11 protein-coding genes are annotated in these 13,182 nt (G+C 67.4%); 4 read left to right on the forward strand and 7 right to left on the reverse strand.

From position 1 onward, the window contains the following. The first annotated feature begins 9 nt into the window (after positions 1-9). The 3 genes from ACQP0P_RS33300 to ACQP0P_RS33310 are packed head-to-tail and all read left to right on the forward strand — an operon-like array spanning position 10 to position 4,157. Complete coding sequence (locus tag ACQP0P_RS33300) at positions 10-714, forward strand: M48 family metallopeptidase (RefSeq protein WP_433362503.1); 705 nt, start codon at positions 10-12, stop codon at positions 712-714. Beyond that, positions 711-2,597 carry an N-6 DNA methylase gene (locus ACQP0P_RS33305; RefSeq protein WP_433362505.1) on the forward strand — a complete coding sequence of 629 codons (1,887 nt, stop codon included), beginning with the start codon at positions 711-713 and terminating at the stop codon, positions 2,595-2,597. Before ACQP0P_RS33300 ends, ACQP0P_RS33305 begins: the two co-directional genes overlap by 4 nt. An 18-nt stretch (positions 2,598-2,615) precedes the next feature. After that, positions 2,616-4,157 (forward strand): protein kinase domain-containing protein, encoded by a 1,542-nt coding sequence (locus ACQP0P_RS33310; RefSeq protein ID WP_433362508.1) that lies wholly within the window; start codon positions 2,616-2,618, stop codon positions 4,155-4,157. A gap of 197 nt (positions 4,158-4,354) precedes the next feature. Here the strand turns inward: ACQP0P_RS33310 and ACQP0P_RS33315 are convergent, their stop codons facing one another. From ACQP0P_RS33315 to ACQP0P_RS33330, 4 genes are all read right to left on the reverse strand, one after another. Then, positions 4,355-4,831, reverse strand: a complete 477-nt coding sequence (locus tag ACQP0P_RS33315) for a (2Fe-2S)-binding protein (RefSeq protein WP_433362511.1) — start codon at positions 4,829-4,831, stop codon at positions 4,355-4,357. A gap of 15 nt (positions 4,832-4,846) precedes the next feature. Next, positions 4,847-7,162 (reverse strand): molybdopterin cofactor-binding domain-containing protein, encoded by a 2,316-nt coding sequence (locus ACQP0P_RS33320; protein WP_433362514.1) that lies wholly within the window; start codon positions 7,160-7,162, stop codon positions 4,847-4,849. Further along, the gene (locus ACQP0P_RS33325) at positions 7,163-8,380 is read right to left on the reverse strand and encodes an oxygenase MpaB family protein (protein WP_433362517.1); all 1,218 of its coding nucleotides are present in this window, start codon (positions 8,378-8,380) and stop codon (positions 7,163-7,165) included. Between the two features lie 309 nt (positions 8,381-8,689). After that, the gene (locus ACQP0P_RS33330; RefSeq protein WP_433362520.1) at positions 8,690-9,925 is read right to left on the reverse strand and encodes an oxygenase MpaB family protein; all 1,236 of its coding nucleotides are present in this window, start codon (positions 9,923-9,925) and stop codon (positions 8,690-8,692) included. Between the two features lie 182 nt (positions 9,926-10,107). Between ACQP0P_RS33330 and ACQP0P_RS33335 the strand changes: the two genes are divergently transcribed. After that, positions 10,108-10,764 (forward strand): TetR/AcrR family transcriptional regulator, encoded by a 657-nt coding sequence (locus ACQP0P_RS33335; RefSeq protein ID WP_433362523.1) that lies wholly within the window; start codon positions 10,108-10,110, stop codon positions 10,762-10,764. Between the two features lie 579 nt (positions 10,765-11,343). Here the strand turns inward: ACQP0P_RS33335 and ACQP0P_RS33340 are convergent. The 3 genes from ACQP0P_RS33340 to ACQP0P_RS33350 form a co-directional block, all read right to left on the reverse strand. Next, positions 11,344-11,859 carry a hypothetical protein gene (locus ACQP0P_RS33340; RefSeq protein ID WP_433362526.1) on the reverse strand — a complete coding sequence of 172 codons (516 nt, stop codon included), beginning with the start codon at positions 11,857-11,859 and terminating at the stop codon, positions 11,344-11,346. A 279-nt stretch (positions 11,860-12,138) separates the two neighbouring features. Beyond that, positions 12,139-12,456, reverse strand: a complete 318-nt coding sequence (locus ACQP0P_RS33345) for a hypothetical protein (protein ID WP_433362529.1) — start codon at positions 12,454-12,456, stop codon at positions 12,139-12,141. A gap of 31 nt (positions 12,457-12,487) precedes the next feature. Continuing rightward, complete coding sequence (locus tag ACQP0P_RS33350; RefSeq protein ID WP_433362532.1) at positions 12,488-12,760, reverse strand: hypothetical protein; 273 nt, start codon at positions 12,758-12,760, stop codon at positions 12,488-12,490. Positions 12,761-13,182 lie beyond the last annotated feature (422 nt).

Here is a 13,182-nt window from a genome sequence, read left to right on the forward strand (position 1 = left end):
CTGGTGACCGTGAGTGATTTTCCTGGAGTCCTGCGGGTCGGTGACCTCGACGTCACCGTCTCGGTGAGTGACCGCCGCAAGAGCGTACGGCTCACCGTGGAGCGGGACGCCTCGGTCACCGCTGTCGTTCCCCCGCAGGTCTCCCGGGCCGAGCTCACCAAGCTGGTCGAGGCGAAACGGTCATGGCTGTACGGCAAACTCGCCGAGAAGCGCGATCTCGGCGAGGCCCCGCCGGAGCGGGAGTTCGTCTCGGGTGAGGGGTTCCTCTATCTCGGGCGCTCCCACCGGCTGCGCGTCGTCGACTCCGGCGAGGTACGCCTGATCCACGGGCGGTTGGAGCTGGCCCGGGGCGGCGGCGCGAAGGAGCTGGTCGACTGGTATCGCCGGGTCGGCGCGCGATGGCTGACCCGGCGGATCCGGCCCTGGACCGCGCGGATGGGGGTCGAACCGGCCGGGCTGCGGGTGCGACCGCTCGGCTACCGGTGGGGTTCGTGCTCACCCGACGGTCAGGTCAACATCCACTGGGCGACCATGCAGCTTCCGCCGAGTTTGATTGACTATGTGCTGGTGCACGAGCTCGCACATCTCCACCGTGCCGATCACGGCGCCGAGTTCTGGCGGATCGTCGAGCGGGCGCTGCCCGGTCACGAGGACCATCGGGAGCGGCTCCGCCGTACCGGTAATGATCTTTGGTTGCCCGAGAAAGGGCGATGATGCACGACGAGGTCATGGTCAACGCCGCCGACATCGCCCGGCTCGCCGATGTCGGCCGGGCCGCGGTCAGCAACTGGCGCAAGCGGTTCGACGACTTCCCCCAGCCGGTGGGCGGGACCGCGTCGAGCCCGGCGTTCTCCCTGGCAGAGGTGGAGACCTGGCTACGCCGCCACGACCGCTACGTGGAGGTGGCGCCGATCGAGCGGCTCTGGCAGCGGCTGAGAGCCACCACCGACGACCTGCGGCTCGGCGACGCCGTGGGATTCGCCGGAACCGTACTCCTGCACCAACGACAGGACCCCGGCCTCAACGCGAAGACGTTGTTCAAACGACTGTCCCCGTTGGTTCCCGACGGCTTGGACGTCAGCGCGGAACTGGTCGGGGCGATCGCCGAGGTGGGCCGGGCCGAGGGGCCCGTCGCGGCGTTCGACGGCATCTGCGACCGCTATGTGAGCCTGCACTCCCGCCGGCTGCTGACCACTCCCCGGGGCGTGGCCCACCTCATGGCCCGCATCGGTGAAACGGCCGGGCGTGTCGTACTGGACCCCGCGTGCGGGATCGGAACCCTGCTTCTGGAATCCGCCGGGGCACGGACGCTCGGCCAGGAGGTGAACGAGAGCGCCGCCCGCCTGGCCGGCATCCGGTTGAGACTGCACGGCCACGACTCGTGCGTCGAGACAGGCGACTCGCTGCGCGCGGACGCCTTCCCCGGGGAACAGGCCGACGTGGTCGTCTGCAACCCGCCGTTCAACGAGCGCGGCTGGGGTTACGAGGAGCTGGCCAACGACCCGCGCTGGGAGTACGGCCTGCCGCCCCGCGGCGAGTCGGAGCTGGCCTGGGTGCAGCACTGCCTGGCACATGTCCGGCCGGGCGGCCTGGTGGTCATCGTGATGCCGGGCGTCGCCGCGAGCCGCCGGGCCGGCCGCCGGGTCCGGGGCAACCTACTGCGCGCCGGAGCACTCCGGGCGATCATCACACTCTCCGCAGGCGCCACCCCGGCTTCCAGCGGGGCGCCGGACCTGTGGGTCCTGCGCAGGCCCGAGCCCGGCGCCCAGCCGCCGTCCGAGGTGCTGATGGTGCACGCCGGGGAGGACCTCGCCCTGGCCGAAGCGTCGTGGAAGGCCTTCCGCGACGGCGAAGACCTGCCCCAGGGCGGCGACACCGTGCGGATCATCGACCTGCTGGACGAGGAGGTCGATCTGACGACCAGCCGGCGAATCGCCGTCCTCGACCAGCCGGGTCCGTCGAGCTTCACCGCGCTGCGTGAGAAGGCGGTGGCCCTGACCGGGTCGCTGAGCTCCATCCTGCCGCGCCTGTCCGCGGTCCGGGGTCGTGAGCCGGCGATGTCCAGCCTCGGGGAACTCGCCCGCGCGGGCGCCGTCACCATCCTTCAGGGCCCGCTCAAGCTTCCCGGCGGCGGCGATCTTCCCGTCCTCACCGCGAAGGACCTCCTGCTCGGCCGGGCGCCCACGGGTCACAGTGCCGACGCACCCGGCCTGGTGCAGGTGGAGCGCGACGATGTCGTCGCCCCGGTGGTCACGGGCAGCGGTTCGGTTCCGCGGGTCATGACCGAGCCGGGAGCCGTTCTCGGCCCCCAACTCCTCCTCATCCGCACCGATCCCGACCGCCTGGACCCCCATTTCCTGGCCGGCTGCCTGCGTGCCGCCGGTGGCTCCGGCATCCGGCTCGGTTCCTCGATGCGGCTCGATCCCCGTCGTGCGCGACTGCCCAGGCTTCCGATCGACGAGCAGCGCCGGTACGGCGTGGTCTTCCGCCAGTTGCTCGCCTACGAGGACGCCACCCGTGCGCTCCGCGAGATCAGCGATAATCTTGTGGCGGCCGGCATCGACGGTCTCTTCGACGGGAGCCTGCGTCCCGACTGATCCCCCCTGGAGACATGGGTGACCCTCATCCTCAAGCGCTACCGGCTTGACCCCGTCCACCTGGGCAAGGGTGGCATGGGCGTGGTCTGGGGCGCCCAGGACGAAAAGCTCGGCCGCCGGGTGGCGATCAAGTTCATCCGGTTCCCCGACGGGGTGCGCGACCCGGAGCTCGAAGCCAGGTTCACCCACGAGGCGAAGATCATGTCACGGCTCGCCCACCCCGGCGCGCCGGTGCTGCACGACTTCGGCGACTATCGGGATCCGCAGCTGGGCGACCGGCTGTTCATGGTGATGCAGTTCGTCGAGGGGGTAGGGGGCGACGACATCGTCGCCGAGCACGGGCCGCTCCCGCTGGGCTGGGTCGCGTCCATCGGCGCCCAGGTGGCGGCGGTCCTGGCGGCGGCACATGGCCTCGGCATCCTTCATCGTGACCTGAAGCCGTCCAACCTCATGCTGCGCCGGGACGGCTCCATCCAGGTGGTGGACTTCGGCCTGGCCCTGATGCAGGACCCTGGGATGACCAAGCTGACCAGGACCGGTCAGCAGCTCGGCACCGCCGCGTACATGTCACCCGAGCAGGTCAACGCCGAGCAGCCCACCGGGCGAAGCGACGTCTATTCGCTGGGCGCGGTGCTGCACGAACTGCTCACCGGACGGCAGCTGTTCACCGGCCCCTCCGAGTACAGCGTGATGAACCAGCACGTCAACGCGCGTCCCACGGCGGTCGGGCGACTCCGGCCGGACGTGCCGAAGGAGTTGGACGAGCTCATCCTGGCGATGGTGGAGAAGCGTCCGGAGGACCGCCCGGCGACGGCGGCCGAGGTCCACGATCGGCTCATGCCGTACCTCGCGGGGACCGGGCCGCTCGGCGACATGACCGCTCCGGGTTCCAGCCCTGCCCGGATGTACGCGCACGCGGTCAGCCGTACTCTCACCGCCGGAGCACAGCCCACGGTTTCCGCCACGGTTCCCGCCACAGGCGATGCCCTGGTGGATGACGACTTCAGCCGCGGTGACATCGGGCGTGCCCGCAGGCAGGCGGTGTCACTGGTCAGGGAGTCGCGGTACGGCGATGCGGCAGGCCTGCTCGCGAGGGTCGCCGGGGCGGCGAGCCGGAAGCTCGGCGCCGCCGACACCGAAGTGATCGATCTGCGCGGGCAGCTCGCGGACGTCCTGCTCACGGGGCAGGACTACCGTCGCGCGGCCCAGGAGTTCCGGCGGATCGCCGACGACCTGCTCCTGCGACCGGAGCCCGACCACGAGCGGGTGTCCCAGTGCAGGCTGCAGGAGGCGACCTGCCATGTTCACGCCGGTGATCCCGAGCTCGCGCTGCACATCATGCGTGAGCTGCTGGCGGACGAGGGAAGCCGCTTCCCCGAGGACGACGCACGACTTCTGGAGTTGCGTCGCCAGATCGGCGAACTGGAAATCGGCGTCGGCGCCGTGGACAGAGGCCGAGCGACGCTCACGACCCTGTGCGAGGACCTCACCAGGCTCTACGGCCCGGAGCACGGCGCCACCATCCGCGTTGTCGACCTCCTGACCGGCCTGGACGGTTGAATTTCCGTGAGGCATCGCGGTGGTCGACGTGGTCCTTGCCCATGGGGGCGCGCCCCGGCAGCTACCTGTTGTCCCTGCCAGATGGCGGAGAGCCGCAGACGCTGCGGGAACCGCAGCACGTCACGAACCTGATCCTCACGGCAGGTCATGACGGACGCTGCGGCGACGCGCACGGGGTCCCCGGGCACACATGTGCCTCACATGTTCTCGGCTCCGGCCTTGACGGCTTCGCGGATACGAGAGTAGGTGCCGCAGCGGCAGATGTTGCGGAGGCCGTCGAGGTCGGCGTCGGTGATTCCGCGGCCTTCGGCCTTGGCGCGGCGGACCAGTGCCACGGCGGCCATGATCTGGCCGGGCTGGCAGTAGCCGCACTGGGCGACGTCGCGGTCGAGCCACGCCTGCTGCATGGGGTGCAGGTCCTTGCCGACCGTGGCCGGAAGCCCTTCGATGGTCGTGACCTCGTCGGTCGGCTGGAGATCTGCGACGGGGATCGCACAGGGGTTGACCGCTTTGCCGTTGATGTGACTGGTGCACGCTTTGCAGACATTGATGCCGCAGCCGTACTTCGGGCCGGTGATGCCGAGAATGTCGCGCAGCACCCACAGCAGGCGCACGTCGCCGTCGACGTCAACGGTGACCTGCTCGCCGTTGACGCGGAAGGTGTGCTCAGGCACTCAGATCTCCTTGTTTCAGCGGGCGTGGTTCAGGCCGTCGGTCGGGGATGGGGGAACAGGCGGGATGGTCGGTTTGGGGGTGAAGGAGAGCGTGCCGTGGTTGATCGGGAAGCTGGTGGGCATCGTTCCGGTCGCGCGACCGTACGCACAGGCGACCGCGGCCAGCGACGCGGCGACGCCCAGCTCCCCGGCACCGCCGGGCTCCTCGGAGGTGCTGGGCATGACGATGATCCGGAGTTCGGGCGGGGTGTTCCACTGCCGGGTGTAGAAGTAGTTGTCCCAGCTCGCTTCGAGGAAGTGCCCGTCGCGCAGGTGCAGGCTGGAGGTCAGGGCCAGCGCGATGCCGTCCATGACGCAGCCCATCATCTGCGCTTCCAGACCTCGGGGGTTGACGGCAAGGCCGACGTCCACCGCGATCACCACCTTGGTGACGCGCGGTCCGGCCACGCCGTCGCGGATGGGGCGGTTGACGGTTTCTGGCCGGCAGTCGATCTCCACCAGCACCGCGCTGACGGCCTTGTACTCGGCGTGGAACGCGATGCCCTGCGCGGTGCCGGCCGGCATCGACCGCCCCCAGGCGCCGACCTCGGCCACCTTCGCCAGCACCGCCCGGGAGCGGTCATCGCGGAGAAAGTCATGCCGGAACCGGTAGGGGTCCTTGCCCATCCTCGTGGCGAGCTGGTCGACGATGAGTTCCCGGGCGCAGGTGACGTCGGGTGAGTAGACGTTACGCATGCTGCCGGTGTTGAAGCCCTTGTCGGTTTCGTTCAGCAACTGGCTACTGGCGCCGAAGTTGTAGGACATCGCCTGACTGAGATGGAAGAACGTCTGGGAGAAGCCGATGTCGCCCACCGGAAGCCTCGCGGCCATGGCGGTGATGATCTCACCGAGCCCGTGGCCGAGGTCCGTGGAGACGCTGGTGTGCCGCTGCTTGTAGCTCAGCACGGTGTTGCCGAGGTAGGCGACGCGGACCCGCGAGGTGGCCATCGGGTGGGTGCGGCCCTGGCGGGAGTCGTCGGCACGGTGCCACATGAGCTTGACGGGTTTGCCGATCCGCTGGGACACCTCGGCGGCTTCCAGCGCGGCGTCGAAGAACAGCTTGCGCCCGAAGGAACCACCGCCTTCGGTGACGTGCACGGTGACGCTGCCGAGCGGCAGCCCCAGCTTGGCGGCGATGGTCTGCTTGGCGACGAGCGGCGATTTCAACGCCGACCAGATCTCGGCGCGGTCGGCCCGCACGTCGGCGATCGCGCAGTTGGGTTCCAGCGCGCTGTTGCTGCGGAAGTAGAAGGTGAACTTGCCTTCGACGGTCGGAGTCAGCGGCCTGAGCCCGAGCGGCAGCTCCGCGGCCTCCAGTTCCCGGAGCACGGTCTCGTCGGATTTTCCTTCCGCGGTACCGGGTTTCCAGGAGACCCGCAGGGCGCGTACGGCGTCGATGCACTGGCCGAAGGTCTCGGCGCGCACCGCCACCCCGGTGGAGATCGTCACGACATCGGTGACGCCCGGCATGGCGCGGACCTCGGCGAGGTTGGCCACCGAGCCGACCTTGCCGTTGATGGTCGGCGGGCGGCACACCATCGTCGGCTTCGCGCCCGGGACGTCGAGGTCCATCGCGAACTTCTTGCGCCCGGTCACCGCGTCCAGCGCGTCGATCCGGTTGTGCGGTCTGCCGATGACGGTGAAGTTCTCGCGTGACGTGAGCTCCACCGACACCCGCTGGGTCCGCGTGCTCGCGGCCTTCTGGGCGAGCGCACCGATGTCGACACTGTCACCGGAGCGAGCGGTGATCACTCCGGCCTTCAGCGTCAGGTCGGTGACCGCGGAACCGAGTTCGGTCGCCGCGGCCGCCAGCAATCGGAGCCTGGCGATGGCGGCGGCGACCCGGATCGGGGTATAGGTGGCGATGGTGGTGTTCGACCCGCCGGTGAGCTGGTTGAACACCAGCTCCGGCCGAGCATCGGCCAGCGTGACACGCACCCGTTCCAGTGGCACGGCCATTTCCTCGGCGATCAACATGGCCGTCGAGGTGGTGATGCCCTGCCCCACCTCGGCCCGCGGCAACGCGAACGACACCGTGCCGTCCGGGTTGACCTCGACCGAGATCAGGCCCGAGGTCGGCAGCGCCGCCGCGGTCATCATGTCGTTGAGGTCGAGCAGTTCCGTGAGCTCCGGTGAGGGCAACTGGATGCCGGGCGCCGGCGTCAGGGCGGGCGCCGGCGTCAGATTGAGTTCGGCGGCGACCACCAGGGTCGGAGCCGCCACCACATACCCGAGGAACCGGCGCCGCCCGATGGCCTCGTTCAGCCCGCCACCATTCGATCCCATCATCATTCAGCTCAAACCCGGACGGTTGATCGTGGGGATCTCAATCTTGGTCTCCTTGGCCTTGGTGAGATAGAACAGGATGTACTTCCGCACGGCTTCGTCGAGGACCCAGGCGGTCTCGGGTACCAGCGGCAGCGGAATGAGGCCCTCGCGGAATCTCACCAGTTTCGGCCAGATGGTGGGGATCAGCAGGTCCCACACCGGCTCGCGCTCGATGCCGTCCCAGTTGGCCACCTGGTCGCCGACCAGGTACCGGGCGAGCGCGTTGCACAGCGGCCGGCTGATGCCGGCGGGACTGGTCTGCTCGGCGAGCTGACCCAGCAGGATGTCGGTCAGCTCCACACCCTCGGGCGTCGGCCCCATGTTCCGGGGCAGGATCTGATCCGACTGGGCGTTGGCCGCGGCCCAGGTGGCGGGGAGGTATTCGTCCTTGATGCCGAGCATGTGCGCGGTCACCTGCCACACATGCAGGTACGCCTCGGAGTGGGCGGCACTGATCGGGACCTTCCATTCGAGCATCCTGCGCATGGCGAAGGTCGGCAGGGTGTGCCAGGTGACCAGCATGTCCTCCTGGCTGATCGGGATGTCGCCGGTCCAGTGGGGGGACTGCCGCAGGAGGTGTCGTACCGCCGCGTGCACCAGCCGGGTCTTCACGGCCTCGACCACGCAGGAGCCGTCGGGCCGGTACGCGTTCAGGGCGCCGACGGCGAATCCCAGGATGCTCGTCTTGGCGACGCGGTCTTCCATGTCCGCGCCGCCCTTGGAGTAGTAGACCGCGAGGGCCTCCTTGGGAATGGCTGTGCTCAGCATGCCGCCACCCACGCCGTTGAGCAGATTGAGGTACAACCCTCTGGACTTGTTGAACTCGGCCGCGGTGTTCAGCTTGCCGTGGTCCGCCCACGACGGCAGTTGACGTGCTCTCTCCATGAAGTCCCGCAGATCCGCCGGCAGCCCTGCGGGCAGGGGCTGGTCGTTACGGGTCCAGTCCCACAGCAGGCGGTTGACCTCGGGGACGGCGCCGCGATCGAGCAGCGAGGCGACCAGCGGGTCGGCCTCCTCGTCCCAGACCCACCGCGGATCGGCGCCGGCGCCGGCACCCGCGATCGAACCGCCCGGTGCCCAGGTCCAGGGCATCGCCCGAGCCGGGAACGCCGTCCCCAGCGCTCCGAGCGCCCCCAGGGCTCCACCTGAGATCAGCATCTTGCGCCTGCTCAGCTCCGCCATGCCGGACTCCTCCTGAGTTCCGCAAGCCGATGATACGGCGATACATACCAGGTTTACTTGTGTCTTAACTAGAGTGCGAGCCGAGTCGAAAACGTTCAGAAAAACAACTGGTCGCTTTGCGACCCCGGACCGGATCTCGGTATTTCGGTTGTTTCTCATCGATGCCGAAGAGGCATAAGGGACTCGAACGGAAGGTCTGGGGCCCGGACTCTGCTGGATTCCGGGCCCGAGAATTCGTAACGGTGTCCTGACCTACGGAAAGCAAGCCAGGCCGGGGGCTTTCCTCCACTTCCGGGCCGAGGGGCCGGCTCAGGAGTTCGGGTAGTTCGGGTTGTTGGTCAGCGGAATCTCGATGCTGATCTGCTGCGCTCCGGACAGGTAGGCCAGGAGTACCTTGCGAAGGAGCTCGTCGAAGAGCCAGTAGGTGCTGTCCGCCCCTGGGAACACCTTGAGTACGCCTTCGCGGACGGCGATGAAGGGTCCCCAGAACGTGTTGAGGAGCCCATCCCAGAGCGGATACCTGGGGATACTCAGCCATCCGGCGATCTCGTCGCCGAGCATGAAGCGCGTCAACGAGCCGAGTACGCGCTTGGTGAGGAGGCCGGCATCGATCGTGGCGCCGAGCTCCAGGAGAATGTTGGCCAGCTTGATGCCCTCGGGCGTCGGGGCCAGCACCGGGTCCAGGACCTGCTTGGCCTGGGAATTTGCCTCGGCCCACGAGGCGGGGATGTACTCCTCCTTGATACCGAGCATGTACGCGGCCAGCTGCCAGGTGTGCAGGAAGGCCGCGGAGTCGGCGGCGGGCATCGGCACCTTCCACGCGACCAGATTCTTCATGACGGTCGTGGGCAGGCTGTGCCAGGTGACCATCATGTCCGCCTGGCTGATCGGAATATCCTCGTCGGCGGCCCCCTGCCAGTGCGGGGACTTCGGCAGCAGGTGGCGCACGGCCGCATGCGCCAGCCGGGTCTTGACGCAGGTCACGATCATTTCGCCGTCGGCGTCGTAGGCGTTCCGAGTCCCGATGTCATACCCGAGCTTGGCGGTCTTGGAGATGCGGTCCTGCATGTCCGCACCACCCTGCGAGTAGTAGACCGCCCGCGCCTCCTTGGGGATGACCGTGCTCATCATGCCGCTGGCGAAGCCGTACAGCACGCCGGTGTAGAGCCCCCGCCTGTTGTTGAAGTCGGCCGCGGCGGCGATCTTGTCTCTGTCGGCCCAGGCCGGCAGCTGACGGGCCTTCTCCATGAAGGCCTTCAGGTCCGCCGGCAGTCCGGCCGGCAACGGCTGACCGTTCTTGGTCCAGGTCCGCAGCAGAGTGTTGACCCTGGGTACGTCGCCCCGGGTGATCAGCGAGGCGACCAGCGTGTCGGCCTCCGGGTCCCACACCCATCGCGGGTCGAGGCCTGCCCCTGTGCCCACCACCGAGCCACTGGGCGACCACGTCCACACGCGCGCCTGCGCGGGGGTCGCGACGGTCAGCGCACCGAATGCGCCCAACGTCCCTCCGGCCCGGAGCATGTCGCGCCTGCTGAGTTTGTCCATGCCTTCGTCCTTTCTCCTCGTGAGGTCGAGAGCATTGCTGATACGATGAAACATGAGACGGATCTGAGTATCACCAATACAGCACACAGTGTCGGACATCACAAGACCGTGACAGCGATTGTCAGGGATTGAGGCAGAATCAATCACAGGAGGTGATCGTGGAATCTGCACTGTCCGGGCTCATGGCGCCGTCGGACTCGGAGTCGCTGTTGGAGCGCGCGTACATTGATGCCGTCGAACAGGTCGACGACACGGACGAGACCCGTGCGCGCATACTCGACGCGGCGTATGAGCAGTTCTGCCGCATGGGTATCCGGCGGTCGACCATGGAGGACGTGGCCCGCCGGGCCGGGGTTTCGCGGATCACGGTCTACCGGCGGTTCGCCACCAAGGACGCGCTGGTCGAACATGTGGTACGTCGAGAATTCCGCCGATATTTCGACCAGTTCCTCATCGACATCGAACAGGCTCATACCGCCGCTGATCGGGCGGTTCTTGGCTTTGTAAGCTCATTGCGCGCCATCCGCCATAACCCATTGATCGGCGGTCTGATCACCGCGGAACCGGATCTGGTCGTCCCCTCCATGATCAGCGACGGGGGCCGAACCCTCGCCACCGTGCGGCAGTTCGTCGCAGGCCAGCTCCGCCACGAGCAACGCGCGGGCAACGTGTCGAGCGACTTGGACGCCGACCTCGTGGCCGAACTGATGGTCCGGGTCTCCGCCTCCTTCCTGGCGATCCCCAGTCAGATCATCGACCTCGACGACGACGAGCAACTGGCCGCGGTGGCCCGGCAGTTCCTCGTGCCCATGTTGGAACCAACCGACCACCCGGATTGACCGCCGAGAAGAGCAGCGGCGAAGCACTCCGACTTGGGGGATGAGCGTTTTCATCCTGCTTCGCGGGTCTGAGGGATAAGGATCGCTTTGACGAACCGACCTGCGCGAAGGGGGCAGCGGCGGAGCTTCCGCTACGTGACCATAGATCCGCCGGCCTCCGAGAGCTGGAGAGGGCCTAGATCATCGTCTAAGACCGGTCCAGGAAGGGTCTAGATCCAGGTGGGAGGGATCTGGTTTCAGATCCCTCCCACCTGGGCTTTCCAGACCCCTCCTGACCTGCAACCCAGGCGCTTTAGGCAGCCCTGGACGGGTGCCGCCACAACCCCTGAGAACCGCCCTGGGCGGCAGGGATGGCGGGTTGCCTGCGAGAGCGCCGGGCGGGGCCGATCATCGTCGGGCAGGACGTGAACCGGGGTGCCGCAGGCGTCGGTCGTGAAGTCCTTCGCCGCCCTCCCTGCCTTCCACGGCCCGCTCCCCCTGTTCTTCGCACATGCCGTATCGCTACCGCCAAAGTGGTGCGACCTCTATCGCCGTGAGTAATCACCACAGGTAAAACAGGGTGATGTGCGAAGAACGAGTCTAGCTGCCGGAGCCGGAGCCGGAGCCACTGTCGCTGTCGGAGTCGCTGTCGCTGTCGGAGTCGGAGTCGCTGTCGGAGTCAGAGTCGGAGTCGCTGTCGGAGTTGGCTTTGCTGTCGGAGCGAGACTTGCTGTCCGAGCGGGACTTGCTGTCGGACTTGCTGTCGGAGCGGGAGTCGCTGTCGGACTTGCTGTCGGACTTGCTGTCGGAGCGGGAGTCGCTGTCGGACTTGCTGTCGGACTTGCTGTCCGAGCGGGAGTCGCTGTCGGAGTCGCTGTCGGACTTGCTGTCGGAGCGGGAGTCGCTGTCGGACTTGCTGTCGGAGTCGCTGTCGGAGCGGGAGTCGAAGGGGTCGAAATCATCATCGGGGGGCGAGTCGCTGGAGCCCTTGATCCCGTTGACCAGATCGCCGACGGGGTCGGCTAGGAGCGTTGCGTGGGCCGGGCCGGCGGCTACGGGCGCGGCCAGGACGGAGCCGAGGGCAATCAGTGCGGCGGCGATCGTGTTGCGGTTCATCCGCGGTTCTCTCCTTTGAGCAGGGGCGTCCCGCCTGCTGCGGACCGCCCCGTCCGTTACTGCACGCTCCATATGACTACTCAGAGTGAGCAATTTCAAGCTTGGGCAGTATCCGGACGTGTCCCCTGATCTGGGGTGCCGCCTACTTGGCCGGCCGGTTTTCCCGGTCGGCGACGAACGATCCTCGTTGCGGCATCGTTACCACGTAGCCCTCGTCACGAAGCAGGGCGACAGCGGTCACGACTGGCATGCCGTCCTCGTCGCAGAACGCAGGTTCTTCTACACAGTGGCGAAAGACGTGGGGACGGAGTCGAGTACCCCCGGCCACGGCCCGTCGTTGCCGTACGGGCTCATCACCGCCTCGTGGTCGAAGCCGCGGATGTAGGCGCCCGCCGCGGAGAAGACGATGGAGTATTCGTCTCCGGAGCCGTTCCGCATCGAGGCCATCTCCTCCCCAGGACTCCAGTCCGCGTCGAAAGAGTGGTAGCGGCTGGACCATTCCGGGCTCAGGACGGCCTCCAGCACCGCCATGGACCGGCATAGGTCGCGGAGCACCGGGATATCAGGCAGCAGCCGGGCCACGTCATGAGCGGTCATGAGCCCCATTCAATCGGACGCAGCTTTCTCCTCACCGAGGCATAACGGTCGTCTCACCACGCCGAAACAGCGACAAGAACATGACCAGCACCGCGCCGCCCAAATAATGCATGACCGGCCCGACCTTGATGATGTTCCATCCCCCGCAACGGAGCGTGTTCCGGCAGTCATCGGTGACGATCTCGATGGCGAAGGGGATCGTGAACACCACGGCGATCACCACGAACAGTGCCGCCGTCACCCAGCCGGCGATTGTGCCCCACCTCCCACGAAGGGCGAGAACCGCACCCAGACCAAGCACCATCCGCTACCCACCTCGCACCCGCGATAGGAGCAGTTGCCCGCACTCGCCGCTTCCGACGCCGCCGACAACCGGGAGCAACAAGCGATCACGGGACAACATGCTGCACGGATAGCAAAGGGCCATCCCTGCTTTCAAAGGGTCTGGCCAGTGGACCGGCGAATCCCTTCGCGTTATAGATCGCTATTCTGACCCTACAGACCGGCGTTGTCGGAGCCTGTCACCGTGCCGCAGCTATTAATTCCCGAAAATGAGTAATGCTGGGGCCTTCACGGCGTATCTAATGGGGTGAGGGGGCCCGTATCACGTACCTCGGGCCGTCCGCGTCAGCGATCTTGAGGAGAGTAGTCGCCGTGTCGCATTCTCCGGAGCCCACCTACAATTATGCCCTTCCGAGGGCATTTCCCTTCTACATCACGTGCGAC

Source organism: Streptosporangium sp. CA-115845, assembly GCF_050943795.1.
GTDB lineage: Bacteria > Actinomycetota > Actinomycetes > Streptosporangiales > Streptosporangiaceae > Streptosporangium.

Excerpts from the sequence above, each read along its gene's own strand:
- ACQP0P_RS33305 (WP_433362505.1), top strand. The coding sequence starts at position 711 with ATGATGCACGACGAGGTCATGGTCAACGCCGCCGACATCGCCCGGCTC.
- ACQP0P_RS33320 (WP_433362514.1), bottom strand. The coding sequence starts at position 7,162 with ATGATGATGGGATCGAATGGTGGCGGGCTGAACGAGGCCATCGGGCGG.
- ACQP0P_RS33325 (WP_433362517.1), bottom strand. The coding sequence starts at position 8,380 with ATGGCGGAGCTGAGCAGGCGCAAGATGCTGATCTCAGGTGGAGCCCTG.
- ACQP0P_RS33330 (WP_433362520.1), bottom strand. The coding sequence starts at position 9,925 with ATGGACAAACTCAGCAGGCGCGACATGCTCCGGGCCGGAGGGACGTTG.
- ACQP0P_RS33335 (WP_433362523.1), top strand. The coding sequence starts at position 10,108 with ATGGCGCCGTCGGACTCGGAGTCGCTGTTGGAGCGCGCGTACATTGAT.
- ACQP0P_RS33340 (WP_433362526.1), bottom strand. The coding sequence starts at position 11,859 with ATGAACCGCAACACGATCGCCGCCGCACTGATTGCCCTCGGCTCCGTC.
- ACQP0P_RS33345 (WP_433362529.1), bottom strand. The coding sequence starts at position 12,456 with ATGACCGCTCATGACGTGGCCCGGCTGCTGCCTGATATCCCGGTGCTC.
- ACQP0P_RS33350 (WP_433362532.1), bottom strand. The coding sequence starts at position 12,760 with ATGGTGCTTGGTCTGGGTGCGGTTCTCGCCCTTCGTGGGAGGTGGGGC.